The following is a 24,211-nucleotide window of genomic DNA, read 5'->3' on the forward strand; positions in this document are numbered from 1 at the left end:
GCAGGCCCCATCCATGGGGCCTCAGCGCTTGACGGGCATCCATGCCCGTCACCTCCCTCCGCAAGCCCTTCGCTCGGCCTCCTGAAGTCGCAATCTGCGGCGCCTGAACTATCGTGCGCTTAGAAGCAAAAGCCGAAGCAAGAGCAAGAGCAAGGCGATAGATGCGCTGGGCTCAGCGCGGTTTCAAGTCCAGCCGGCGCAGGTGACAAGTCACTTCCTCACGGTCGTGATACAGCTGCTTGCAGGCAATCGAAACCCGAATCTTACGCGCCTTGAACGTCGCCTCCATGCGGTCGAGCAGCCGACGTACCTCGGCATAACGCTGCTTCATCGGCAACTTCAGGTTGACCACCGCCTCGCGGCACAGCCCCTCGCCCAGCCAGGTTTCGATCAGCGAGGTAGTACGCGCCGGCTTCTCGACGATGTCGCATACCATCCAGTCCACCGGCTGCTTCGGCTGCCAGGTGAAACCGTCGGCCATCAGGTGCTGGACCAAGCCAGTGTCCATCAGGCTTTCGGCCATCGGCCCGTTGTCGATGGCGGTGACCAGCATGCCCCGGCGCACCAGCTGGTAGGTCCAGCCCCCCGGCGAGGCACCCAGGTCGACGCCGGTCATGTCATCGCCCAGGCGCTGCTCCCACTGCTCACGCGGAATGAACTGGTGCCAGGCCTCCTCCAGCTTGAGCGTCGAACGGCTAGGTGCCTCGCGCGGGAACTTCAGGCGCGGGATACCCATCGGCCACAGTGCACTGTTGTTGGCCGCGGCAACGCCGGCAAATACCCGCCGGCCGCTGATGAAGGTAAGCAGCAAACGTGGGCGGCTGGCGTCGTCGACCAGCCGGCCGGCCTTTTCCAGGGCCTTGCGCAGCGGCACTTCGAACTTGCGGCAGAAAGTGGACAACTCCTTGCCTTCGTTGCTGTCCAGCACCTCCAGCCACAGGCTGCCAAACACCGGGAAGTCGGCCAACTGCGCCAGCAGCACACTGATGCGGTCGCTTTCCGGCAGCTCGACATAACCGCCACGGGCCCACTGCCGCGGGAAAATCAGCTGGTTGAAACGCAGTTCCCCCATCAGCCGCTCGGCAGCGCCATCCTCGCTACAGACAAACTCGGCGCTGGCACTTTGCGGCTTGCCTTTGGCATAGCCAGCAACGCCCAGGCGGGCGGCATGTTCGCTGATTTCGGCGCAAACCTCGCCCTCGAAACCGGGCCGGCAATGCATGAACAGGGTATTCATCTCTCACTCCACTACGGCTGGCGCACCACAGGCGCCGGCAGGGCGGCGATGATAAAGGAAGTTCGGAACCTGCGACACGCCCCGCCGGTCCAGAAAAGGGTCAGGTGGCCCAAACCGGTCTAACCTGACCATTCAGCCAGGTCCGTGCCGTGCGGACCGATACAGAGCGGTGCCACCGGCAAACCGTGAGTAGTTGCCGGGCACCGGTGCAGAAGGAGTTGGCAATGCCCTCGCTCGATAGCCTGAATACCCTCAAGCCACTGAAGGTCGGTGGCCACACCTACCACTACTTCAGCCTCACCGAGGCCGCCCGCCAGCTGGGCGACCTGCAGCGCCTGCCGATGTCGCTGAAAGTACTGCTGGAAAACCTGCTGCGCTGGGAGGATGGCAAGACCGTCACCGGCGACGACCTGCGGGCCCTCGCCCAGTGGCTGGGCGAGCGGCGCTCCGACCGTGAAATCCAGTACCGCCCGGCGCGGGTGCTGATGCAGGACTTCACCGGCGTACCCGCCGTGGTCGACCTGGCCGCCATGCGTGCGGCGATGGCCAAGGCCGGTGGCGACCCGCAGCGTATCAACCCGCTGTCACCCGTGGACCTGGTGATCGACCACTCGGTGATGGTCGACCGCTACGGCACGCCGCAGGCTTTCAACCAGAACGTCGACATCGAAATGCAACGCAACGGCGAACGCTACGCCTTCTTGCGTTGGGGCCAGAGCGCCTTTGCCAACTTCCGCGTGGTACCACCGGGCACCGGCATCTGCCATCAGGTAAACCTGGAGTACCTGGGCCGCACGGTGTGGACCGGTGAGGCCGATGGCCGCACCTACGCCTTCCCCGACACCCTGGTTGGCACCGATTCGCACACCACCATGATCAATGGCCTGGGGGTACTCGGCTGGGGTGTGGGCGGCATCGAGGCAGAGGCGGCCATGCTTGGCCAGCCGGTGTCGATGCTGATCCCCGAGGTGATCGGCTTCAAGCTCACCGGCAAGCTGCGCGAAGGCATCACCGCCACCGACCTGGTGCTGACGGTGACGCAGATGCTGCGCAAGAAGGGTGTGGTGGGCAAGTTCGTCGAGTTCTATGGCGACGGCCTGGCTGAGCTGCCCTTGGCCGACCGCGCGACCATCGCCAACATGGCCCCGGAATACGGCGCTACCTGTGGCTTCTTCCCGGTCGACCAGGTCACCCTCGACTACTTGCACCTGTCGGGCCGCCCCGAGGCAACAGTGCAACTGGTCGAGCAGTACTGCAAGGCCCAGGGCCTGTGGCGCCTGCCAGGGCAGGAACCGTTGTTCAGTGACAGCCTGGCGCTGGACATGCACGAGGTCGAAGCCAGCCTGGCCGGGCCCAAGCGGCCGCAGGACCGCGTGGCGCTTGGCCAGGTCCGCCAGGCCTTCGACCACTTCATCGAACTGCAACCCAAGCCGCTGGCCAAAGAAGTCGGCCGCCTGGAAAGCGAAGGCGGCGGCGGTGTGGCGGTTGGCAACGCCGACCAGGCCGGGGAGATCGACTACAGCCATCAAGGCCAGACCCACACCCTGCGTGACGGCGCCGTGGTAATTGCCGCGATCACCTCGTGCACCAACACCTCCAACCCCAGCGTGATGATGGCGGCCGGGCTGGTGGCAAAAAAAGCCCTGGAAAAAGGCCTGCAACGCCAACCGTGGGTCAAGAGCTCGCTGGCGCCGGGTTCCAAAGTGGTCACCGACTACTTCAAGGCAGCCGGGCTCACCCCGTACCTCGACCAACTGGGCTTCGACCTGGTCGGCTATGGCTGCACCACCTGTATCGGCAACTCCGGCCCGCTGGATGACGCGATCGAGAAAGCCATCGGCAGCGCCGACCTCACCGTGGCCTCGGTGCTGTCAGGTAACCGCAACTTCGAAGGCCGCGTGCACCCGCTGGTCAAGACCAACTGGCTGGCCTCGCCGCCGCTGGTGGTGGCCTATGCCCTGGCTGGCAGCGTACGCCTGGACCTGACCAGCGACCCATTGGGCATCGGCAAGGACGGCCAGCCGGTGTACCTGCGCGACATCTGGCCCAGCCAGCAGGAAATTGCTGCGGCCGTGGCCAAGGTCGACACGACGATGTTCCACAAGGAATACGCCGAAGTGTTCGCTGGCGATGCGCAATGGCAGGCCATCGAGGTGCCGCAGGCAGCCACCTACGTGTGGCAGGCTGACTCCACCTACATCCAGCACCCACCGTTCTTCGACGATATCGGCGGGCCACCACCCCAAATCTCCGACATCCTGGGCGCACGAATCCTGGCGCTGCTGGGCGACTCGGTGACCACCGACCACATCTCGCCGGCCGGCAATATCAAGGCCGACAGCCCCGCCGGGCGTTACCTGCGTGACCAGGGCGTGGAACCACGCGACTTCAACTCCTATGGCTCGCGGCGTGGCAACCATGAAGTGATGATGCGCGGTACTTTCGCCAACATTCGTATCCGCAATGAAATGCTGGCGGGTGAAGAAGGCGGCAACACCTTGCATATACCCACTGGCGAGAAGCTGTCGATCTACGACGCGGCCATGCGTTACCAGCAAGAAGGCACGCCACTGGTGGTAATCGCCGGCCAGGAATATGGCACTGGCTCGAGCCGTGACTGGGCGGCCAAGGGCACCAACCTGCTGGGCATCAAGGCGGTGCTGGCAGAAAGCTTCGAGCGCATTCACCGCTCCAACCTGGTGGGCATGGGCGTGTTGCCCCTGCAATTCAAGGCCGGGCACAACCGCAAGCAACTGGGGCTGACCGGCAAGGAGCGGATCGATGTGCTGGGCTTGAACGGCGCGCAAATCCGCCCGGGCATGAGCTTGCCCTTGCACATCACCCGCGAGGACGGGCAACAGGAGCAGATCGAAGTGCTGTGCCGGATCGATACCTTGAATGAAGTGGAGTACTTCAAGGCGGGGGGCATATTGCATTATGTATTGCGCCAGCTGATCGCTGGCTGAGGCGGGTATGCTTGGGGCTGCTGTGCAGCGGCCCCAATATTGTTCAACGAGAAGGACCACTCGTGCCTCGCTTCCACCTGTTCGCTCTTTTACTCCTGGCACTCGGTTACATGCTCGCCCTTACCCACGGCAGCCTCGGTATCGCCACCCTACCCACCTTCCTCGCCCTGCTCGCCAGCGCCCTGCTCGCTCGCCGTCCCCTGCGCTGGCAACAGTTCTTGGGCCACACCCTGTTCATCCTGCTGGCCATCGCCCTTGCACTGCACTGGTTACCTGGTTTCTACGCCGCCAAGGTTATCGACGGTGCCATCTTCAGCCCCGGCGCCCTACCCTTCAGCATGTACCTGAACCTCGACAAGCCGCTGATTGGCGCCTGGTTGCTGCTGGCCTGCCCTTGGCTGATCCTGTGGCGTAGCCAGGGCCTGGCGACCAGCCTGCTGGGCATCCTGTCCCTGACCCTGGTTGCCTGCCTGGGTGGCGCCTGGGCACTGGGCTTGCTGGCCTGGGCACCGAAATGGCCCGACCAGGCCTGGCTCTGGCTGCTGAACAACCTGCTGCTGGTGAGCCTGACCGAAGAGCTGCTGTTCCGCGGCTACATCCAGGCCGGCCTGCAGCGCTTGCTACGCCACCAAGGGCTGGCGCTGTTGGCCAGCGCCATGCTGTTCGGCCTGGCCCACCTGGGCGCTGGCTGGCATTGGGTATACCTGGCCTCCCTCGCCGGTATCGGCTACGGCCTGGCTTACCGCTGGGGCGGGCTGGCCGCGGCGGTGTTGTGCCATTTCGGCCTGAACCTTGTGCACTACACCCTGTTCAGCTACCCGATGCTGGCTCTTGGCTAGCTAATCGGTCATCATCCGACTTATCCGTCATTAAACAGCAGTAAAAACGCAATAATGACGCCAACTTGCTTGAATGTGCCTCGTGGCTAACTCAATCCAGGTGATGGCTTATTGCCACAGATCAAACACATTAAATATTCACTCAATAAAACCAGGGGCTTGCCGATACCTGTCGAAAGCCCTGCGGACTCTCAACCCATGCGTAACAACCAGCCGATTACCCAGCGAGAACGGACTTTCCCTGCCCAGCAGCGGTTGATCTCTACCACCAATGCCAAGGGTGTGATCACTTACTGCAATGATGCCTTCATTGAAATCAGTGGTTTCACCCGCGAGGAGTTGACTGGCGCGCCACACAACCTGGTGCGCCACCCCGACGTGCCATCGGCCGTGTTCGCCCACATGTGGCAAACCCTCAAGCAAGGCCAGCCGTGGATGGGCATCGTCAAGAACCGCTGCAAGTCCGGCGACCACTACTGGGTCAACGCCTACGTTACGCCGATCTTCGACAACAACCAGGTGGTCGGCTTCGAGTCGGTGCGGATCAAGCCCACCGCCGAGCAGATTCGCCGCGCCGAGGCGTTGTACCAGCGCATCAACCAGGGCAAGCCGCCAGTACCGCGCCGGGACAAGTGGCTGCCGGTGTTGCAGGACTGGTTGCCATTCATCCTCATCAGCCAGGTCGGCTTCCTGATTGGCAACTGGCTGGGGCATACCTGGGGCTTCGCCCTGGCCGCCGGGCTTTCCGTACCGCTGGGCCTGCTCGGCCTGAGCTGGCAGCAGCGCGGCCTCAAGCGCCTGCTGCGCCTGGCCGAACAAACCACCTCCGACCCGCTGATTGCGCAGATGTATACCGACAGCCGTGGCGTACAGGCGCGCCTGGAAATGGCCATGCTCAGCCAGGACTCGCGCATGAAAACCTGCCTTACCCGCCTGCAAGATAGCGCCGAGCACCTCAGCGACCAGGCCCGCCAGTCTGACGCCCTTGCGCACAAGAGCTCCTCTGGGCTAGAGCGCCAGCGGGTAGAAACCGAGCAGGTCGCTGCCGCAGTCAACCAGATGGCCGCCACCACCCAGGAAGTGGCCAACCACGTACAACGCACCGCCGATGCCACCCAGGAAGCCAACCGGCTGACCAGCCAGGGCCGGCAGATTGCAGGAGAAACCCGCGAGGCCATCGAGCGCCTCTCGGCGGCGGTGGGCGAAACCGGCCAGACGGTCACGCAACTGGCCAAGGACAGCGACGAAATCGGTGGCGTGGTCGATGTAATCAAGGGCATCGCCGACCAGACCAACCTGCTGGCGCTGAACGCCGCCATCGAAGCGGCGCGTGCCGGTGAAATGGGCCGCGGCTTTGCCGTGGTGGCCGACGAGGTGCGCCAGCTGGCCCAGCGCACCGCCGAGTCCACCGGGCAAATCCACAGCCTGATCGCCAAGCTGCAGCAAACCGCCAGCAATGCCGTGCTGACCATGGAAACCGGCCACCGCCAGGCTCAGGAAGGCGTCGACCGGGTGATGCAGGCTGATGAGGCACTGGTGGGGATCAGCGAAGCAGTGGCCAATATCACCGACATGGCCACCCAGATTGCTGCAGCAACCGAGGAGCAGACCGCTGTGGCTGACGAAATCAGCCGCAATATCAGCACCATCGCCGAACTGGCCGACCAGACCGCTGAACAGGCACAGCACTCGGCACTGCTTAGCGAAGAGCTGACCAGCACGGCGGGCAGCCAGTACTCGCTGGTGGAGCGGTTCAACCGTTAAGGCCTTGCGCCGCACCTACAGGCGCACACTGCCCCTGTGGGAGCGGCCTTGTGTCGCGATAGGGCTGCGCAGCAGCCCCAGTAGAATTCGCTTCAATGCCAAAATCCTGGGGCCGCTTTGCGGCCCTTTCCGACCGGTCCGACGCCCCGGCAAGGCCGCTCCCACATCCACTCTTCGCCGTTACCAATCCAGGCGCAGACGGCTCTCGAAATAGCGCTCTTCCCCACTCAGCGGGTCCTCGAAACGCAAGCTCTGCGCCAGCAGTTTCAACGGCCGCTGGTAGTCATCCTCTTCATTGAGCAGCTGCGGATAGAACGGGTCATTGCAGATCCCCGCCCCCAAGGCTGCCATGTGCACGCGCAACTGATGGGTCTTGCCAGTCACTGGCGACAGCTCATACCGCCACAGCTCACCGTTCTTCTCCAACACTTCGGCCAGGGTTTCGCTATTGGCCTCCCCCTCTACCTCATGCATGCGGAAAAACGGCTCGCCATGCACCAGTCGGCTTTTGTGCACCAACGGGAAATCATGCTGCGCCATTGCGGCGGCGATCGCCTGGTAGCGCTTGTCGATGCGCCGCTCGGGAAACAGCCGCTGATAAGCGCTGCGCGTGTGCGGGTTGGCGGAAAACAACACAAGCCCAGCGGTATGCCGGTCGATACGGTGCAATGGCACCAGATGCGGGTTATCCAGCCGACGAATCAGGCGGCGCAGCAAGGTTTGTTCGACGTATTCGCCGGTCGGCGTCACCGGCAGGAAATGCGGCTTGTCGGCCACCACCAGGTGCTCGTCCACATGCAGCACCACCTCCTGCACCGGGATCGGCCGCTCGTTCGGCACTTCACGGAAGTAGTGCAAGCGCATACCGCGCTTGTACGGCAGCTCGGCCGCAACTGCGTGCCCCTCGGCATCCAGCACCCGGCCGCGGGCAAAGCGGTCGAGCCACTGGGCGCGGTCGATGGCCTTGAAATGATCACACAGGCAATCGAGCACCGTCGCCCAGTTACCGGGTGGCAGGCACACCGTGCTGGCTTGCTGGCGGGCGGGGTCGAAAGGCGTAGTCATGGCAGTGCTCGAAACGTTCACGGCCGCGCATTATCCCCCAAGCCCGCGCCCTCAACCAGCCTGGGCCATCGCCTCGCTGCGCTCCTTCAACCAGCGCAGCACCTGCACCGGCTCCCACCGGCCAGGGTCGTAGAGGGCATAGAGCAAGCCCTGGTAGCCCACCACATCCAGCCCGCGGTGGTAGCCGGCACGCTGGAACAAGGCTTCGATCTCGGCGAAGCAGGTATTGAAGTGGACCTTGCCGAACGGTGTGCGGTCGTCGGTCACCAGGCCTTCGAGGCGCAGTTCCAGAACGGCGTCGGCCACCCGCTCTACGGGCATGCGGTTGACGCTGTACTTGAGTTGCTCGACGTTGAGCATGGCTTCACCTCGACACTGTATTTATATACAGCATACGAACATCCTCCTGCTCCCGTCAATGTGGTTCATTGCAGCCCCGGCAGGTAGCCGGTGCCTTTGCGGATGCTCAATACCTGCCGACGCGGCGTACCATGTGTCACCGACAGGTGCACCCATCTGTCGAACTCGAGAATGAGCTGATCGAAAGGCACGGCACTCTCGCTGATCCGTTGCACGGTGTTGCGCGGGCTGACCTCGATCACTGTGAAGTCCGCCGCCAGCCCTTGTACATGTTGACTGCTCGCGGCGCCACCAAGCAGCCGGTTGACCTTTTCACTGCGATAACCACTGCTGACGATGATGGGCACGCCGAACAGAGCACGCACTTGCTCCAGCGCACAACACAGCAATTGCAGGTTGGCCCTGGCTTCGGGAGGAGGTGTGTTATCAAACCCGTCCCTGGCAGCGAGCTGGGAAACAGTCATTTCATCGAAGGTGAAATGGGGAGTAATCAACATGGTGGGGGATTCCGATGATGGAGAAGGAGACCGACGCCAGTGCGCCGGCACCCGATCATCGGCTCGCATCACGCACCATGGAGCAGGGTTGCAACTCCTCTGCTGCCATCATTGCCCAAGGAACGCCACCACCTGTTCGGCATCGAACGGCCAGTGCAGTTCGGCGCCGTTGTCGCAGCGTCGCAGCACGGGAATGATCAAGCCATAACGCTCGAACAAGGGCTCGCTCTCAGCGATGTCGACCAGTTCCACCAGCAGGCCATGATCGACGAAGGGCATCAGCACGGCCTCGGCCACTTCGCACAGGTGGCAGCCGAGGGTGCCGAACAGTTGGCATTCAGGCAGCATGGGCAGGTCCCGGTTTGCTATGGAGAAAAGCCTATTCTAGGTCCCTCCCGCCCACCGTGCACCTGGCCTGGCTCAATCCTGGCTGGTAGCACCGATACGGTGCAGCGACAAGTCCGCCCCCTGGAACTCCTGCTCGTGGCTCAAGCGCAGGCCATGCAGCGCGCGGATCACACCGTAGACGGCAAAGCCACCGGTCAACGCCACCAGCACGCCCATCAGGCTGCCCAGCAACTGGCTGACCAGGCTGACACCGCCCATGCCACCGAGCACCGCCTGGCCGAACACGCCGCAAGCGATGCCGCCCCACACACCACACAGGCCATGCAATGGCCACACGCCCAGCACATCGTCGATCTTCCAGCGGTTCTGCGCCGCGGTGAAGGACCAGACGAACAACGCGCCCGCCACCAGGCCGGTGGCCAACGCACCAATCGGGTGCATCAGGTCGGAGCCGGCGCAAATCGCCACCAGCCCGGCCAGCGGCCCGTTATGCAGGAAGCCTGGGTCGTTGCGCCCGGCCAGCAGGGCCGACAGGGTACCGCCGACCATGGCCATCAAAGAGTTGATCGCCACCAGGCCGCTTACACCCTGCAGGGTCTGGGCACTCATGACGTTGAAGCCGAACCAGCCGATGATCAGGATCCACGAACCCAACGCCAGGAAGGGAATGCTCGACGGCGCAAACGCCACCAGCCGGCCATCGCGGTAGCGGCCGCGGCGCGCACCCAACAGCAGCACGGCGGCCAATGCCAGCCAGCCGCCCATGGCATGCACCACGACCGAACCGGCAAAATCATGGAACGGCGCACCAAAGCGGGCCTGCAACCAGGCTTGCAGCCCCAGGTTGCCGTTCCACACCATACCCTCGAAGAACGGGTAGATGAATGCCACGATCAACGCGGTGGCACACAACTGCGGCACGAAGCGCGCCCGCTCGGCGATCCCCCCGGAGATGATCGCCGGTATCGCTGCGGCGAAGGTCAGCAGGAAGAAGCACTTGACCAGCGCGTAGCCATGGTCGGCAGCCAGCTCAGCTGCCGGCTGGAAGAAGTTGACCCCGTAGGCGATCCAGTAGCCGATGAAGAAGTACATCAGCGCCGAAATGGCGAAGTCGCTGAGGATCTTCGACAATGCGTTGACCTGGTTCTTGTGGCGCACCGTGCCTACTTCGAGAAACGCGAAGCCGGCATGCATGGCCAGCACCAGAATGGCGCCCATGAGAATGAACAGGGTATTGGAACCGTGGACCAGGGAGTCCATCGCGCTGTGCATGTTTTCCATGAAATAGGCAGACCTGCTGAAAAAGGCACCAGGACAGTTCAAGAACCTGCATCCCTGCACCGAATCGGTGCCAGCCCCCTGCCCTGTTTCGGTTAGCCGGGCGGAGCCTGCGTGGTTTTTTCTTGGGTTTGTCGTGGATTGGGTTAAGGTTTATCGGTACCCGCTGCGCTGGCGCCCTGAATCGGCGCATTACCCGCCTGTGGCGCCCTGCAACGTGGCAAAGACTTAGCAAGGCTCATACCAGCACAAGCACCAACACCGGCATTTGAACCTTCCGCGCGTGCTATTACTCGAAACACCAACACTCATCGACAGGGAGAGACCCATGGCCAGCAAATCGGCAAAGACTGCACAAGAGATATTGATGGCTGACTTCCAGGCTTTGGTGCGCGACACCGAAAGGCTGCTGGCCGACACCGCCAACCTCGCCGGTGACCAGGCGGACGAGTTGCGCGAACAGATCCACGACCGGCTGGCCCAGGCCCGCGAAACCTTGCAACTGACCCAGGACTCGGTGCGCGATCGTGGCCAGGCAGCGCTGGGCAGCGCCGAGCAGTACGTACAGGACAACCCGTGGCAGGCAATAGGCATTGCGGCCGGCGTCGGGCTGTTGATCGGCTTGCTGGCCAATCGGCGCTAAGGGGTTCCCATGGAGAATGACGCCAACGCCGCCGGCGCTTCAGGCAGGCGCCTGGGCGCGGCTGTGCTGGGGCTGCTGCACAGCCATATCGAACTGTTCGGCATCGAGCTACAGGAACAGAAAGCTCGCACCTTGAGCCTGCTGCTGTTCGCCGGCATGGCCCTGGTGTTCGCGCTGCTGCTGCTGACGGCGCTTTCCGGGCTGCTGCTGGTGCTGCTGTGGGACAGCTACCGCCTGGCCGGCATCATCGGGCTGTGCGTGTTTTACGGCATCGCCGCGCTGTACTGCGGGTTGCGCCTGAAGGCTGCAGTGTTCGACGAGTCGTCGCCTTTCGGCGCCACCCTCGAAGAACTCGCCAAGGACCGGGAGCGCTTGTTGCCATGAGCCTGCCAGAACTACCCAACACCCGAAATCCACGCGAACTGCGCAAGGCGCTGCTGCGCCTGCGCATGGAGATGCACCGCCAGGAAATCCGCCACGAATCCGGGCAATTGCTGGAGCCACTGCGCCGCGTACGCGGCATGGGCAGCTCGCTGCACGAAGGGCTGGGCATCAAGCACGCGCCACTGTGGGGGATTGGCGCCGTGGTGGCGCTAGGTTTCCTCACTGGCAAGGGCGTGCGCAGCGGTAACCTGGCACGCCTTGTACGGCTGGGCAGTAGCCTGCTGCCGCTAGTTCGTCTGTACCTGCAAGGCACACGCCGCCCCTGACAACCTGTATTGCCCCCTGTGCGAGCGGGTTTACCCGTTCGCACAGGGTCGGTATCGACCTGCCCCTTGCGCATATGCACACGACACTGGAAGCTAATGCCTTCGATCCACAGGAGACCGCGCCTTGGACTGGCACACCCTGCTCACCCGCGAACGCCTGGGCAAAGCCCTTTACAGCGCCGATGAACTCGGGCGCAGCCCCTTCCACAAAGACCACGACCGCATCATCTTCTCCGGCGCCTTCCGCCGCCTCGGGCGCAAGACCCAGGTGCACCCGGTATCCAGCAACGACCATATCCACACACGCCTGACCCATTCGCTGGAAGTCAGCTGTGTGGGCCGCTCGCTGGGCATGCGCGTTGGCGAAACCCTGCGCGATAACCTGCCAGACTGGTGCGCCCCCAGCGACCTGGGGATGATCGTGCAATCGGCCTGCCTGGCCCACGACATCGGCAACCCACCGTTCGGCCACTCCGGCGAAGATGCCATCCGTCACTGGTTCCAGCAGGCTGCCGGGCGCGGTTGGCTGGACGACATGAGCGACGATGAACGGGCCGACTTTCTCAACTTCGAAGGCAATGCCCAGGGCTTTCGCGTGCTCACACAGCTTGAATACCACCAGTTTGACGGCGGTACCCGGCTGACTTATGCCACCCTGGGAACCTACCTGAAGTACCCATGGAGTGCGCGGCACGCCGATGCCCTGGGCTACAAGAAGCATAAATTCGGCAGTTACCAGAGCGAACTCCCCCTGCTCGAACAGATCGCCCGCAAACTTGGCATGCCGCAACTGGAAGACCAGCGCTGGGCACGCCACCCGCTGGTCTACCTGATGGAAGCTGCGGACGACATCTGCTACGCGCTGATCGACCTGGAAGACGGCCTGGAAATGGAGCTGCTGCAGTACGCCGAAGTCGAAGCACTGCTGCTCGACCTGGTCGGCGACGACCTGCCGGAAACCTACCGCCAGCTCGGCCCATGCGACTCTCGCCGGCGCAAACTGGCGATCTTGCGTGGCAAGGCCATCGAGCACCTGACCAACGCCGCCGCCCGCGCCTTCGTCGAACAGCAGCAGGCTTTGCTGGCCGGGCAACTGCCAGGCGACCTGGTCGAGCACATGCATGGCCCGGCCCAGCGCTGCGTACTGCAGGCAAAGGACATGGCGCGCAACAAGATATTCCAGGACAAGCGCAAGACCCTGCACGAGATCGGCGCCTACACCACCCTGGAAATTCTGCTGAATACCTTCTGTGGTGCTGCCCTTGAACAGCACGGTGGGCGCACGCCATCGTTCAAGAGCCGCCGGGTACTGGACCTGATTGGCAACAATGCGCCGGACCCGCACGGCTCGCTGCACAGCGCGTTTCTGCGCATGATTGACTTCATCGCCGGGATGACCGACAGCTATGCCAGCGAAATGGCGCGGGAAATGACCGGGCGCTCCAGCCCAACCTGAGCCCTGCCGGTGCAGCCTGGGCATCGCCCGGTGCTGCACCGCTCATTGCAGGAAACTTCCTACATATACAGAAGACAAATTAAACAGCGCCTTTAAAAATCAAAGAAAAGTTACCAATCACGCTTTGACATCGAGTTGGGCACGCCTATTTCGTAGCCCATTTTGTTTTCTCTTGTAAGCCATTTCCCATAAAGGGCTAACAGCCCTTCCTCGCATGCCCGATGACTTCCAACTGCGATAAGGTGCCGCCTGTCACCCTCATTCGCCCGCAGGGAAGTTGAACATGCATTCCATATTTATTGTCGACGACCATCCCGTCATCCGCCTGGCCGTCCGTATGTTGCTGGAAAACCAGAATTACAAGATTGTCGGCGAATCTGACAACGGCGTGGACGCCATGCAGATGATTCGCGAAACCACCCCCGACCTGGTCATTCTCGACATCAGCATCCCCAAGCTAGACGGCCTGGAGGTGCTTTCCCGTTTCCAGGCCATGGCCCTGCCATTGAAGGTACTGGTATTGACCGCGCAGGCTCCAGCATTGTTTGCCGTGCGCTGCATGCATTCTGGCGCTGCAGGCTACGTGTGCAAACAGGAAGACCTCAGCGAACTGCTCAGCGCAATCAAGGCCGTACTGGCCGGCTACAATTATTTCCCGAGCCAGGCAATAAAGCACAATCAGGCTGTAGATGCCGACTTGCAACTTTTCCGCCAGGTAAATGACCGCGAACTGATGGTACTGCAACTCTTCGCCCAAGGCCGCAGCAACAAGGAAATTGCCACAGGCATGTTCCTCAGCAGCAAGACGGTCAGTACCTACAAGCAACAATTTCACATGTACACAAATCCAAAGCTCACGAAAGCCCAGCCTTGCCGGGGCTTGCCCAACCGGCCAACCCTTCCTCCCGTGCAAAAGAAAGCCCGCAACATGGCGGGCAATCATTTCAGTGTGCAGTTGCAACCTTGTGCCTAGGCTATCTTGTCGCTCCCCACCCGTTTTCCCTTTCAAGCTCAAGATAATAATCCTGCCCCTGTGGGGTTAGGTCAGCATGTTGCGTACCAAAGCGGCTGCGTGCAGGACGTATCAAGCCGGCATTGCAGAGATGATCAAGTGCCCTCTGTGCAGCGATTCTAGACAGTTGACTGTGTTCAAGTATCTCCTCAAGCCCTAGGTGATGGCCGTCCTGATATGCCTTGCCAATTGCTACGAACACATTCAGCTGGTCATGTGTCAGGGGCGCATCCTCGGGCAATTCCTCACCCTCACCTTCCTCGAAATAGTTGACGTACACCAACACACCAATAACGACCACCGCCGACAAGCCAGCCAGACACAGCAGCAAGATAAGCCACACTGGCATAGCAACGTCACTGCCCAGCCAACCCCATAGCCCCTTAATCCAACCCCATAGGGTGAGGATTGCAGGACTGATAAGGGACACTTCAAAAACGCTCTCAACAATCTTGCCTAATGCCGTGGTGGCGATTGTGCCCACCGCACCCCACATAATCCCTTTCATTGTCACCTGCATGCCTGCTCCCCCCAGTTGCGATGGGCCATTATCCCGAACAAAGGGCAGCTTTCCTACAGTCACAGTGGCTACGGCATCTGGCCGTAGTGTGGATAACGGTTGGCATTAACCAGCCTAGACACTAGGTAAACCCCCGGCCATACACTCTTTCATAGTTATTGCCAGTGCAAATTCATAGTGGTATTATTGGAAGTTTTACTTGACTTCTGACTGACCCGTAGTATACTAATCTATAGGAAGGCAGATGAAAGCTCTTTCCTCAACCTCCAAAATCTACAAGATTTAATGGTGGTTTCCATTAGGCCGCTGGCTGGGGTGGTTCCCAGCAATTCTCAGTTGTTGATGTGTAAGCTGGCACAGAGAGCCGAAAATCAGTTAGGGATTGCATTTGTTCCAATCCCGATCCCAAATTCCCTAGACGCCTATAGTTGGGCGATATCAGCAAGCCGGGTGTTGGTCTAGGAGATCGACCACAAGTGGTCAATTCCCGGCACATTCTCATGCGTGGGTAGCAGCTATTGCTATTCAAGTTGGGCGGCAGCGGCCCTGTAAGCAAGCTTACAAGGATGTAGCCTTGGTTACGTCTACAGCTGCACCATCTCTGATGCACTAATTTCCTTTCCTAATTTTCCTGTCTGGAATTGTCCGACATACGGACTATTGGCCACCTAATACGTGGCCCTTTTTCACCTTCAATTAATTACTGTTGCAACACTAAGGAGAAGCTATGCAGCTCACTTCAAAACCGTGTGCCGTATGTGGCGCCACAATGTATGTCCGTCGCATGACAAAAACGACATGTTCCACACAATGCAGAGTGATTCTACACCACTCTCGCAAACCAATCATTCTTGCAACACTACCCGAAAACCCTGAAACACTTCCTGAAACACCATCCGAAACACCCACACAAACATTAGAGGCCACAACATGATCTTTATCCCCGGTATTGCTTTCGCCCTCGCCTATCTTTTCACCGTTTTCGCAATCATTGAAGCCAAGGTGTAAACATGGAAGAAATCGTTAAACAAGTGGAATGTACCATTGTCGCCCTTCTCGACGAAGACCAAGAATTCTACACAAAGCTATTGCTTGATCTCATTGAAGAAACAAAGCTACCACCAGAGGAAGCAATCAAAATGTTTGCTGATGAGTTCCTCAAGCACCTGAGGATTTCAATTCCAATTACATTGGTAGCAGCCTAACTCATAATCTCAGACCCACCCACACCAAACTCTAAACACATAACTCAAGCAGGAGAAATACAAAATGGCATACACAACAGAACAGAAGCAATCTCTTCAAAACCTAAAGGATCGTGCAGAATCCACTTACAAACTGAACTCATTCACAGAGGGTCATTTGCAAGAGGCACAAGCCGCCACAGTGACCATGTACTTCAACAGTGCATATGACTTGGCAGAGCGGGCAATGAAGCTGGCTCTTGAAGGGTACACCCTGAACCCATCATCCGCCCATACATTGTACGGCGGAAACATGGGAACAATCGCACACTTCTTCAAACCACAAGCAATCCAAGATGCTGAGTTGAAAGTTATCTTTGCCACACTGGAAGCCAATTTTAAAGCCGAGACAGCAAAGGCTGAGGCCGAAGCCAAAGCAGCTGAGGAAGCAAGAATTCTTGCAGAAGCAACGGCAGCTGTAGACGCTGAATTGAACGCAGAACGCATGGCCCGTATTCAGGCAGAGGCCGAAAAGCGACAGCAACAAATCATCGAACGTGTGAAGGCGGCAGGCCGTAAGTGATCAAGACATTTCAGTATCATTGTCTGGGCGTCACCTTCGATATCAAACAGATGGATGCTGAAACAGCCCTACACCTTCAAGAATCCGCCTTGAAGCGTATGGCAGAAGGTATGGAAGCTATGCAACAGGGCGACTATCTCACCGCCCTTTGCTCCATGCTTGGTGAAGACACAGACAGCTATTTAGAAGACGCATTCCTTGCACAAGTGAGGTTGAACGGCACAACCCCCGACTATGACAGTTTGTTTGCTGGCCGATATGAAGAACTCTCAAACCTGTACGCACGCATCCTTGAAGTGAACTATGGGTTTCTGCTTGGTGTAGATGAAAGAATGTTTCTAGGGCCAACCAAAGAGGACGGCTCACCAGCTGAGCCAGAAGAAGCCACCCCGACAGCAGTACAACGTGCACAATCCCGATTTAGCCAACCACACATGATCTACTCAGTAATTATGAGTGATAAGCGCTTGGCAACCCTCCATGAGCTTCAAACCATCTACAACCTTGAAGACCTATACAAACTATATGAGTGTGTCGCCTTTGAACGTCACACAACCGATATCTACCGCAAGAAAGCGGAGCAACAAAGGAACCAATAAATGAAACCAAGTGATTACGTCCAACTGGTCAAGCAACTACGCTTGGCCAAGGCTCAAGCCATCCAAACCCAGATTGTACAGAAACAAGAACAGAAGCAAAAACGCCGTAAAGACGAAGTGGCACACAAATACATTACCCACCTCGTGCAATCCTGCAATACCTCCCCATCATTCCGAACAATCCTCCTTCCCACTGATACAAACATGAACCACTTCATGAATATGCTTGGCCGTCGTGCTCTACAGTATCTTGGCGAACAATCTTACAAATACTTCTGGTTTAGAACGGACAGCCATATTGTACTTGGATTCAGCGGCAACTGGTCAAACTGTAAGTTTCTAGACCACCACCTCGAAAACGCTGTAGAGGCTGGCTACTGCACTTCCTACACTGTAGATCAGAGGGCTGCCAGTGCAAAAACATTTACAAAGTGCCTTCTCAAATACTGGGAAGCACGCCTCCCAGTAATTAAGGGGCAGCACTCATATGGTGCGAGCCGACTACCTAAATAAGGACACACATAATGTTGCAGACAGAGATTGCAAGGCTAGTTGGTACACTCAAGTTTGATATCAATGGAATGCCCAAGCTTCGCCAGTTTCAAGCCCAAATTGAGAAGACCGGGCAACAGTATGCCAAATTTGCTGTACAGCTGAATAAGAAAATTGGCCTTCCTGCTCCCGACACCAAAGCTTTTGATAGGGCAATGGCTGTGTACAATGCGAAGCTCAAACGTCAATCCGACATTGAATCTGCATTGTCCAATCAACGCAACAAGGTGTTCAAGAAAGAGCTAGCCACTCGCAAGCTTCTTAATGCCAACACCAAGGAAGACAAACGCCTTCACCTGCCAAGCATGGACAGCGTACGTGCAGACGCTGTAGCCAAATCCAAAGCTCGTGCCCAATACGAACGTGACAACCCAACCCCCAAGAAACGTGGTCGCCCTGTCAGTGCTGAGAAACAGCTAACAGCTGAAAAGATCAAGCTGGCTCGCCTAGAACAAATCCATTCTAAAACCAAGTCACAATCCATGGCTGCTCAAGCCAAGCTTGCCGGGCAGATGACTCGCAACCAACTACTTGCTGTGACTCTGGAAGCCAAGAAGGCCGATCAAGCCATCAAGGCAATCAAAGAGCGTCAACGTGTAGAGGATCGGGCAGCCCGTGCAGCCCGCACCGCTGAGAACCACGCAGAGCGCCAACAACGCTTTAAATGGGCACAAGACAGACAAACCCATTGGGAAGCCAACAAGAACGCTCCTAGGGGCTTCCTAGGCCGTTTGGGAGGCGCTGCAAACACTGCCATTGGTGAGCTTGGAATTGGTGGAAGTGCAATGCGTGCTGTATCGGGGTTCGCTGCTGCCCTTGGCCCTGCTGGTTTGGCTCTCATTGGCCTGACAGCTGCTGTAGCTGGCACAACAGCCGTGATTGGCAAGTTGAATGATATGGCAGACAAACAGGAAACCAGTGTAAAAACCGCTGAGTCCTACAACTCATCATTCAATTCTCTTTCCCAAGACCCAAATGTACGCAAGCAATGGCGCCAACGCTTCATGGAATCTCAGATTTCAACAGGTGGTGCAATTGATGTTGATACAGCCAGAGACTTCAAGACATTTGCCTCGACACAACAGGCATTTGGAAAGAACATGGATCAAACGATCAAGGCTTGGGAGCAACGCGGCAAGATGTTCACTATCACAGGCGCATCCCAAGATGACCGTAGGGAAGTGAACAGGCAGCTGAACCAGATGCAAGCCGACGGAAACGGAGACAAGGCAGACTGGAACATTATCAGTGAACGTATTCCAATGCTTGCCCCATATGTTGCCAAAGAGTTTGCCAAAGCAAACAACATCAAAGGCAGCACAGAAGACCAAATGGCTGCATTCACCAAGCACCTCAAGAAAGGTAAGGGGTTTGAATACAAGTGGGTTGACGCTGCAATCAATCAAATCAACTCAGAAAAGAATGCTCAATTCCTTGAAGGTTTGCAGTCTGTCACCAATGCACGCCAGCAACTCGACAACAAGAAGTTTCTTGCTGACAACCAGATTAACTCTGATGTGGAGTTGGCAAATGCTGCAAACGCTCGTATTGCTGCACAAACCCGCTTGGCTGAATCAATGGTGCCATTCAACGAAGCAATGGCGAAAGTGAGCGAGACAGCAACAGAAGCTGCAACAGGAATCACCAATCTGAGTGCTTCTATTCTTGATTTTGCAAGTAGTGTAATTCCGGGCATGAAAAGTGCCAGCGAACGCAAAGAAGAAGCACAGCAAACCAACTACAGAACAGCTTGGTCACCTTCCCCATTGAAAGACGGTGGAAAAGAAGATCAAGCAGCAATGGCCAAATACCAGAAGCAGGCATTCACTCTAACCGGACCACTACCGGGAACAGCAGGCGCCCCGCTTGTGTATCCTAAGGCTACGCTTGATGCTCTGCGTAATCCTCCATCTGTTCCAACCATGCAAAGTAAGCTACCAGATTCTTTGGTGCCACGTGACCAACTCACAATGCAGGATGTTAAAGCAGCCCTTAATTACAACATTGGCGGCAAGTCTGACAGCCCTGAGAGCAACAATGCTGCTATGTCTTTGGCTCCAATCGAAATCAAGGTTGATCAGACATTCAACGTGCAGGCATACGACCCAGCAGAAGCAGCCGACAAACTCGGCAGACAGATGAGGGAAACAGCCCGCACTGAGCTTACACAGCAAATTGAAAACGCCCGAGCAAGGCAGAAAGACAACAGATAACATCTGACTATGTAAGAGGCACATATGACTACCCCAGCAGAAATTCCGCAAGCTGGGGGGAGTGATCAAAAGTCTTGGCCTATTGGTTGGCAGATTGGTGCATACGCCTTCAACTTGATTGTGACTATTGTGATTACCTGCATCCCACTATTCAAAAATGATGCAGACAGCAAGCCAAAAGGTGAATACTACACAAAGGCCGAAGTGCAACAGATAGTTGACACCGCTGTGCAAAACATCCGTTACAGCCATCAGGCAGACATTGACGATTTGTTCACTTGGACAGCAAACACTTTCCAATACAACAACCTTCCCACCCTAAGCCGCCCTACCTCATTCCGCGATAGAAGCCCTGCCCCTCCACTTCCCCCAGCAACATCACAACCCCCTGTGCTACCGCCTAGGGAATATCCACACCAGAAAAAGCAAGGAACCAAATGAAACTAGCAGAACCACGCAAGCCACTTCATAAAGTCGTATGTTGGTGGTGTAGAGCACCTTTGCCACCACGACGAAGCCTTCCACACCATTGCTCTAAAGAGTGCGAACAGAAATCTCGATACATTTAACAATGGTTACACATAATTAATTGATGGTTTGGATGTTGTCATTGTCCAAACTAATCAATATTACTCGTTGGACCGGAAGCCGAACGCATGAGATCATAATCATGTAGGGACGATTGTAAATCCGTGTTCCTCCCTTCCCTCTCGCTACACTTCCTAAACGCAACTTACCATCCTACTCAACAAGGAGCAATCATGTTGCAACCAAACATTTGCAAGCACTGCCAGAAACCAATGTACACCAAACGTATGCGTGCATTCTGCTGTAAGCAGTGCCGCCTTTCTCATTACGAAATCACAACCACTCAAGCTGACCTGACAGGAGCTATTCATGACACACGCAACACAAACAACACAAACTAAGACAATCCGCGTTCAATGCTGTTTCAAGCCAGAGGGCGCGAAACGCTGCCAATCTAAAGCACTGGCCTCCACAGTTGGAAAGATTGACAAGAACGGCAACAAGGCCGAATTCTGCGGTAACCACAAGACAGCCGCACAACGTCGTACAGCCTCCACCAAGAAAGCTGTAAAACCATTCCCAGCCTCCCCAGTCCTTATCTGGCTCTGTGAAGATGTGCAACGTGCTGGATGCCTTGGCATCCTCGACCTTTGCAAAGACAGCGACGAAGAACTGGCCGCTACGCTGGCCGTGCACAAGCGCACTCTGAAAGCCAACCTTGGATCAGGTGTAAGAGGTTTCTATGCAACCTGCCACAGCACTCCCGTAGCAGCTGGCGGCGCTCTGCACCACAGCAACATCTTTACCGGCCTTGCCCACCTCAACCGCCAAGCCGGTGCATTCCACGCCATTGAAACTGGTGTAGCCATCCCACTAGCACAACTCCAAGCCTCCCCAGCTGCCACCAAGGCTACAGACTTCGACACCCGTATCATGCAAATTGCAAATTACGTTGGTGTTGATCGCTTGAAGCGTGTGGTCAAGGCACTTAATCTGAAAGACAGCCTCTACTTCACAAACCAGCGTAAGGCACTGTCCCTGCTCGATCCTGAGGACGCCAAACAAGCCGCTATGCGTGCAGAAGTGGAAAGCGGACGTATCACCTCAGTTGCCCTTAAAAAGCTCGTACAGGAGCTTACAGGAAGCCAGAACACCTTTACTCCGGTATTCAGTAAGAGCGTTGCAGCGTGCATCTTGATTGAAGAGATTGAGCGTATGGCCACCCACTACGTTTCCCTTGAAGACGTAGCTGCCAAGCTATCGAAGTGCATCACTCACTTTGAAGACGGTGTATTCATGCTGGCCAAGTTTTCTGAGCCATCTTTGAAGACGATGTTTGATTTGCTGCAAGGTGTAGATCGTGACGACATTCAAGAAGAGTTTGCACAGCTGATGGCCGAAGCCAAGCCACGCGCTATCCCAATGAATGCCACATGCTATGAGGATATCGAAAAGGCTGATGCACAAGCCTACATCATCGCTTCTCGTAAGCAGTTGCTTGAAAGATTGGCAAGTGAAGTGGTGTTCACCGGCGAAGAATTCAGGCCCTTCTGACACACGCTGACAAACTGAAAACAAGCCATTATCTGATGTGAATCTGACACACTTTGAGAGTACCCACCCAGCCTGTAAGCCGCATGGCGTAAGGGCTACAGCGTTTCACACTCAGAGAAAATGACCATTGCTGCACATCATATTTAAACCCCAAAGCGTAGCTTTGACGCTGACAGCCTCGATCATGGCGTAGCCATATGGCCTTCACTCTTGGATGAGTTTGTTAATGGTTGGGGTAAGTGTGCGGAAAGTACAACAGGAGAAACAATGTCAGTAACAAGACTAATCAGCAGGGAGGTGGCAATTGTCTCAATACACCACCCTCTCACCACAATCAAAATATCCCTTCCTGTAATCCAACAGGAAGCGATTACAGAGGCTTTCAGGCAGAGCCTATACCAACGCACTAACGGCAAGGGATACACGCTCAGGAAGCATCCTGAGGGCTTCCTCATATTCTGCACAAGGAACGTAGCAAGCATGATCAAGCTGATGTTGATCCCCAACATCCAAACTCAATTTTGCACAAGGATCAATGCGGAGCATTACGTCCGACACAATTCAAGAGCAAAAGCTTTTTCGTATTGTGTTGCAGTGGTTGTTGGAAGTGTCATCCTGACAGATAGCGGTGCATCTACATTCTCTCGCTCCGCTGGCACAATTCCAGTAGGAGTGTAGACACTTCGCTGATACGAAGTATCTTACAAAAGTTGCTTCACTGTCAAGAATCTTTACACATCCCATTAGTGGTATAAGTGCTGTTTTCAGTGTTGAACAACCCTCAGAAACCCATCCGAAACCACATTGAAAAGTATGGGAAACATGCACCAAGGCAGGTGCCAATGCCGTATTAGCGGCGGTCCCCTGCCCGTCCAATAGCCTCAGAAAGGCCGTGTTCATTGAATGGCCCTTAATGGATTGGGCGGAATGCTTGGCAAAATTCGTTCCCCGTAACAACAACTTTTTGTCAAATAAAGTTAAATTTCCAGAGTGAGGGTGGCATTACAAGCAACCACAAGCACGAAACGATACATCCTGTCAACTTTTTCTGTTGCTCAGCCCCCTTTCGATATGTCAATGTGCCTCCACCCCATTAGGAGCAAGCGCAATGACCGACTTCAACGAAACCGACCTCCACACAGTCTTAGCCTCGATTGCCGCTGGGACACTTACCCAGTGCAAGGAGAAAATTGGTGCGAACGGTCTTTACCAGTCCCTGTACGAAAAACGCTTCATCACAGGCACCGTCATATCGACCCTCAACACCTTCGTTCTCGATAACGTGGCGCTCACTCCGCTGGGTCAACGTTGCTTGGCTTCTTTCACATCGGCTTGATGTGTGCTTACAACCCTGGTCTAGGCCATACAGCCGGTGCATACAGAAAGGTTCTGGAATGCGTATGCATTAGGATTGACTTCGATAATGCACACACCTACAATTTCCACATCTAGAAGCAAAAGCATACAGGCAGGCAGAAATGGCACACGTTGGGTACATCCGGGTTAGCACTGAGATTCAGAACACTGAGCGACAGCTTGACGGGATGACATTTGATAAGACGTTCACTGACAAGCTCTCTGGCGCCACCACAGCGCGTCCTCAGCTGGTCGCCATGATTGATTACGTGCGAGAAGGTGACGTGGTACACGTTCACAGTATCGACCGCCTTGCACGTTCTATGGCCGACCTGCTCAAGATCGTTGCCGACCTGAATGCCAAAGGTGTGCATGTGAATTTCCATAAGGAATCCATGGTGTTCACTGGCGACGATTCGCCCATGCAGAAACTCATGTTGAACATGATGGGGAGCTTTGCCCAGTTTGAACGGGAAGTGATGAAGGAGCGCCAGCGTGAGGGAATCGCCAAGGCCAAGGAGCGTGGCGTCTATAAAGGAAGAGTTAAGACAGTGGATGACAGCGCCATCCTAGCCCTGCTGAATGAGGGTAAGAGCGTCCGTGCTGTAGCCGCTGAACTGGGTGTGAACCCATCCACTGTACAACGTGCTAAGAAGAACATCTTGCCTGTAGCGTGACCATGAGGTGGCCAGTCACTATGCAGATGTGGCCACAACTTATTTGAGAATCATTCAGCTTTTCAGAAGTCGGCCTTCCAACTGGGCTAAGCCCATCAGCTGGTTTTCTGGCTACACGCGCCAGCGCCTACTGCCATACGTTATTTCTGCCACCAGAAAGTGAAAGCACATCGAATGTGCAACCTGTTCTCGGTAGAAATTTGGGATTCCTACAGAATCACCCCTCCCAGAAATCACACATTGAGTGTTACGATTCACCTTAAGGTTCAC

The 24,211-nt window shown here is 56.9% G+C and carries 24 protein-coding genes; 17 read left to right on the top strand and 7 right to left on the bottom strand.

Going from position 1 to position 24,211, the window contains the following annotated elements; genetic code table 11:
- Window positions 1-172 precede the first annotated feature (172 nt).
- Window positions 173-1,237 carry a 23S rRNA (cytidine(2498)-2'-O)-methyltransferase RlmM gene (gene rlmM, locus ABE456_RS21155; RefSeq protein WP_346645662.1) on the bottom strand — a complete coding sequence of 355 codons (1,065 nt, stop codon included), beginning with the start codon at window positions 1,235-1,237 and terminating at the stop codon, window positions 173-175.
- A 224-nt stretch (window positions 1,238-1,461) separates the two neighbouring features.
- Between rlmM and acnA the strand changes: the two genes are divergently transcribed.
- From acnA to ABE456_RS21170, 3 genes are all read left to right on the top strand, one after another.
- Window positions 1,462-4,203, top strand: coding sequence for an aconitate hydratase AcnA (gene acnA / locus ABE456_RS21160; protein WP_346645663.1), 2,742 nt, complete (start codon window positions 1,462-1,464; stop codon window positions 4,201-4,203).
- A 110-nt stretch (window positions 4,204-4,313) separates the two neighbouring features.
- On the top strand, window positions 4,314-5,042 hold the full coding sequence (locus ABE456_RS21165) for a type II CAAX endopeptidase family protein (protein ID WP_346645685.1): 729 nt from the start codon (window positions 4,314-4,316) through the stop codon (window positions 5,040-5,042).
- 198 nt (window positions 5,043-5,240) lie between these two features.
- Entirely contained in the window at window positions 5,241-6,806 is a 1,566-nt protein-coding gene (locus ABE456_RS21170; RefSeq protein ID WP_346645664.1) for a PAS domain-containing methyl-accepting chemotaxis protein, read from the top strand.
- Between the two features lie 180 nt (window positions 6,807-6,986).
- Here ABE456_RS21170 and ABE456_RS21175 read toward each other — a convergent pair whose 3' ends face one another.
- The 5 genes from ABE456_RS21175 to ABE456_RS21195 form a co-directional block, all read right to left on the bottom strand.
- Complete coding sequence (locus ABE456_RS21175) at window positions 6,987-7,871, bottom strand: pseudouridine synthase (RefSeq protein WP_346645665.1); 885 nt, start codon at window positions 7,869-7,871, stop codon at window positions 6,987-6,989.
- Window positions 7,872-7,922: 51 nt separating this feature from the next.
- A complete protein-coding gene (locus ABE456_RS21180) occupies window positions 7,923-8,231 on the bottom strand; it encodes a transcriptional regulator (RefSeq protein ID WP_144171881.1) in 309 nt (102 codons plus the stop codon).
- Between the two features lie 65 nt (window positions 8,232-8,296).
- Window positions 8,297-8,728, bottom strand: coding sequence for a D-Ala-D-Ala carboxypeptidase family metallohydrolase (locus ABE456_RS21185; RefSeq protein WP_346645686.1), 432 nt, complete (start codon window positions 8,726-8,728; stop codon window positions 8,297-8,299).
- A 108-nt stretch (window positions 8,729-8,836) separates the two neighbouring features.
- Entirely contained in the window at window positions 8,837-9,076 is a 240-nt protein-coding gene (locus tag ABE456_RS21190) for a glutaredoxin family protein (RefSeq protein WP_051098820.1), read from the bottom strand.
- A gap of 72 nt (window positions 9,077-9,148) precedes the next feature.
- Window positions 9,149-10,357 carry an ammonium transporter gene (locus tag ABE456_RS21195; protein ID WP_346645666.1) on the bottom strand — a complete coding sequence of 403 codons (1,209 nt, stop codon included), beginning with the start codon at window positions 10,355-10,357 and terminating at the stop codon, window positions 9,149-9,151.
- A gap of 325 nt (window positions 10,358-10,682) precedes the next feature.
- On the opposite strand from ABE456_RS21195, the gene ABE456_RS21200 reads away from it, so the two are divergent.
- The 5 genes from ABE456_RS21200 to ABE456_RS21220 all read left to right on the top strand — a co-directional run bounded on the left by ABE456_RS21200 (window position 10,683) and on the right by ABE456_RS21220 (window position 14,136).
- On the top strand, window positions 10,683-10,997 hold the full coding sequence (locus tag ABE456_RS21200; RefSeq protein WP_346645667.1) for a YqjD family protein: 315 nt from the start codon (window positions 10,683-10,685) through the stop codon (window positions 10,995-10,997).
- A 9-nt stretch (window positions 10,998-11,006) separates the two neighbouring features.
- Entirely contained in the window at window positions 11,007-11,381 is a 375-nt protein-coding gene (locus ABE456_RS21205; RefSeq protein ID WP_346645668.1) for a phage holin family protein, read from the top strand.
- Window positions 11,378-11,707, top strand: a complete 330-nt coding sequence (locus ABE456_RS21210) for a hypothetical protein (protein ID WP_346645669.1) — start codon at window positions 11,378-11,380, stop codon at window positions 11,705-11,707. Before ABE456_RS21205 ends, ABE456_RS21210 begins: the two co-directional genes overlap by 4 nt.
- 124 nt (window positions 11,708-11,831) lie before the next feature.
- Entirely contained in the window at window positions 11,832-13,163 is a 1,332-nt protein-coding gene (locus tag ABE456_RS21215; protein ID WP_346645670.1) for a deoxyguanosinetriphosphate triphosphohydrolase, read from the top strand.
- A 283-nt stretch (window positions 13,164-13,446) separates the two neighbouring features.
- Window positions 13,447-14,136 carry a response regulator transcription factor gene (locus ABE456_RS21220; RefSeq protein ID WP_346645687.1) on the top strand — a complete coding sequence of 230 codons (690 nt, stop codon included), beginning with the start codon at window positions 13,447-13,449 and terminating at the stop codon, window positions 14,134-14,136.
- 1 nt (window position 14,137) lies between these two features.
- Here ABE456_RS21220 and ABE456_RS21225 read toward each other — a convergent pair whose 3' ends face one another.
- Window positions 14,138-14,695, bottom strand: coding sequence for a hypothetical protein (locus ABE456_RS21225; RefSeq protein ID WP_346645671.1), 558 nt, complete (start codon window positions 14,693-14,695; stop codon window positions 14,138-14,140).
- Window positions 14,696-15,705: 1,010 nt separating this feature from the next.
- Between ABE456_RS21225 and ABE456_RS21230 the strand changes: the two genes are divergently transcribed.
- From ABE456_RS21230 to ABE456_RS21270, 9 genes are all read left to right on the top strand, one after another.
- Entirely contained in the window at window positions 15,706-15,900 is a 195-nt protein-coding gene (locus ABE456_RS21230; protein ID WP_346645672.1) for a hypothetical protein, read from the top strand.
- Between the two features lie 64 nt (window positions 15,901-15,964).
- Window positions 15,965-16,462, top strand: coding sequence for a hypothetical protein (locus ABE456_RS21235; RefSeq protein WP_346645673.1), 498 nt, complete (start codon window positions 15,965-15,967; stop codon window positions 16,460-16,462).
- Complete coding sequence (locus ABE456_RS21240) at window positions 16,459-17,061, top strand: phage tail assembly chaperone (RefSeq protein WP_346645674.1); 603 nt, start codon at window positions 16,459-16,461, stop codon at window positions 17,059-17,061. The genes ABE456_RS21235 and ABE456_RS21240 overlap by 4 nt, the downstream gene beginning before the upstream one ends.
- The gene (locus tag ABE456_RS21245) at window positions 17,062-17,574 is read left to right on the top strand and encodes a hypothetical protein (protein ID WP_346645675.1); all 513 of its coding nucleotides are present in this window, start codon (window positions 17,062-17,064) and stop codon (window positions 17,572-17,574) included.
- A gap of 11 nt (window positions 17,575-17,585) precedes the next feature.
- Window positions 17,586-19,826 carry a tape measure protein gene (locus ABE456_RS21250; RefSeq protein WP_346645676.1) on the top strand — a complete coding sequence of 747 codons (2,241 nt, stop codon included), beginning with the start codon at window positions 17,586-17,588 and terminating at the stop codon, window positions 19,824-19,826.
- A gap of 24 nt (window positions 19,827-19,850) precedes the next feature.
- Complete coding sequence (locus tag ABE456_RS21255; RefSeq protein WP_346645677.1) at window positions 19,851-20,267, top strand: hypothetical protein; 417 nt, start codon at window positions 19,851-19,853, stop codon at window positions 20,265-20,267.
- A gap of 456 nt (window positions 20,268-20,723) precedes the next feature.
- Window positions 20,724-21,908: a hypothetical protein gene (locus ABE456_RS21260; protein ID WP_346645678.1), complete on the top strand. Its 1,185-nt coding sequence runs from the start codon at window positions 20,724-20,726 to the stop codon at window positions 21,906-21,908.
- A gap of 1,108 nt (window positions 21,909-23,016) precedes the next feature.
- Window positions 23,017-23,244 carry a hypothetical protein gene (locus tag ABE456_RS21265; protein ID WP_346645679.1) on the top strand — a complete coding sequence of 76 codons (228 nt, stop codon included), beginning with the start codon at window positions 23,017-23,019 and terminating at the stop codon, window positions 23,242-23,244.
- Between the two features lie 142 nt (window positions 23,245-23,386).
- The gene (locus ABE456_RS21270; protein WP_346645680.1) at window positions 23,387-23,941 is read left to right on the top strand and encodes a recombinase family protein; all 555 of its coding nucleotides are present in this window, start codon (window positions 23,387-23,389) and stop codon (window positions 23,939-23,941) included.
- Window positions 23,942-24,211: the final 270 nt, after the last annotated feature.

Origin of the sequence: Pseudomonas sp. TWI929 (genome assembly GCF_039673335.1) — a bacterium.
Taxonomy (GTDB): Bacteria; Pseudomonadota; Gammaproteobacteria; order Pseudomonadales; family Pseudomonadaceae; genus Aquipseudomonas.

What these genes read in the sequence shown, in the direction of transcription:
- rlmM (WP_346645662.1), bottom strand. Translation starts at nt 1,237, where the DNA reads ATGAATACCCTGTTCATGCATTGCCGGCCCGGTTTCGAGGGCGAGGTT.
- acnA (WP_346645663.1), top strand. Translation starts at nt 1,462, where the DNA reads ATGCCCTCGCTCGATAGCCTGAATACCCTCAAGCCACTGAAGGTCGGT.
- ABE456_RS21165 (WP_346645685.1), top strand. Translation starts at nt 4,314, where the DNA reads ATGCTCGCCCTTACCCACGGCAGCCTCGGTATCGCCACCCTACCCACC.
- ABE456_RS21170 (WP_346645664.1), top strand. Translation starts at nt 5,241, where the DNA reads ATGCGTAACAACCAGCCGATTACCCAGCGAGAACGGACTTTCCCTGCC.
- ABE456_RS21175 (WP_346645665.1), bottom strand. Translation starts at nt 7,871, where the DNA reads ATGACTACGCCTTTCGACCCCGCCCGCCAGCAAGCCAGCACGGTGTGC.
- ABE456_RS21180 (WP_144171881.1), bottom strand. Translation starts at nt 8,231, where the DNA reads ATGCTCAACGTCGAGCAACTCAAGTACAGCGTCAACCGCATGCCCGTA.
- ABE456_RS21185 (WP_346645686.1), bottom strand. Translation starts at nt 8,728, where the DNA reads ATGTTGATTACTCCCCATTTCACCTTCGATGAAATGACTGTTTCCCAG.
- ABE456_RS21190 (WP_051098820.1), bottom strand. Translation starts at nt 9,076, where the DNA reads ATGCTGCCTGAATGCCAACTGTTCGGCACCCTCGGCTGCCACCTGTGC.
- ABE456_RS21195 (WP_346645666.1), bottom strand. Translation starts at nt 10,357, where the DNA reads ATGGAAAACATGCACAGCGCGATGGACTCCCTGGTCCACGGTTCCAAT.
- ABE456_RS21200 (WP_346645667.1), top strand. Translation starts at nt 10,683, where the DNA reads ATGGCCAGCAAATCGGCAAAGACTGCACAAGAGATATTGATGGCTGAC.
- ABE456_RS21205 (WP_346645668.1), top strand. Translation starts at nt 11,007, where the DNA reads ATGGAGAATGACGCCAACGCCGCCGGCGCTTCAGGCAGGCGCCTGGGC.
- ABE456_RS21210 (WP_346645669.1), top strand. Translation starts at nt 11,378, where the DNA reads ATGAGCCTGCCAGAACTACCCAACACCCGAAATCCACGCGAACTGCGC.
- ABE456_RS21220 (WP_346645687.1), top strand. Translation starts at nt 13,447, where the DNA reads ATGCATTCCATATTTATTGTCGACGACCATCCCGTCATCCGCCTGGCC.
- ABE456_RS21225 (WP_346645671.1), bottom strand. Translation starts at nt 14,695, where the DNA reads ATGCAGGTGACAATGAAAGGGATTATGTGGGGTGCGGTGGGCACAATC.
- ABE456_RS21230 (WP_346645672.1), top strand. Translation starts at nt 15,706, where the DNA reads ATGGAAGAAATCGTTAAACAAGTGGAATGTACCATTGTCGCCCTTCTC.
- ABE456_RS21235 (WP_346645673.1), top strand. Translation starts at nt 15,965, where the DNA reads ATGGCATACACAACAGAACAGAAGCAATCTCTTCAAAACCTAAAGGAT.
- ABE456_RS21245 (WP_346645675.1), top strand. Translation starts at nt 17,062, where the DNA reads ATGAAACCAAGTGATTACGTCCAACTGGTCAAGCAACTACGCTTGGCC.
- ABE456_RS21250 (WP_346645676.1), top strand. Translation starts at nt 17,586, where the DNA reads ATGTTGCAGACAGAGATTGCAAGGCTAGTTGGTACACTCAAGTTTGAT.
- ABE456_RS21255 (WP_346645677.1), top strand. Translation starts at nt 19,851, where the DNA reads ATGACTACCCCAGCAGAAATTCCGCAAGCTGGGGGGAGTGATCAAAAG.
- ABE456_RS21260 (WP_346645678.1), top strand. Translation starts at nt 20,724, where the DNA reads ATGACACACGCAACACAAACAACACAAACTAAGACAATCCGCGTTCAA.
- ABE456_RS21265 (WP_346645679.1), top strand. Translation starts at nt 23,017, where the DNA reads ATGACCGACTTCAACGAAACCGACCTCCACACAGTCTTAGCCTCGATT.
- ABE456_RS21270 (WP_346645680.1), top strand. Translation starts at nt 23,387, where the DNA reads ATGGCACACGTTGGGTACATCCGGGTTAGCACTGAGATTCAGAACACT.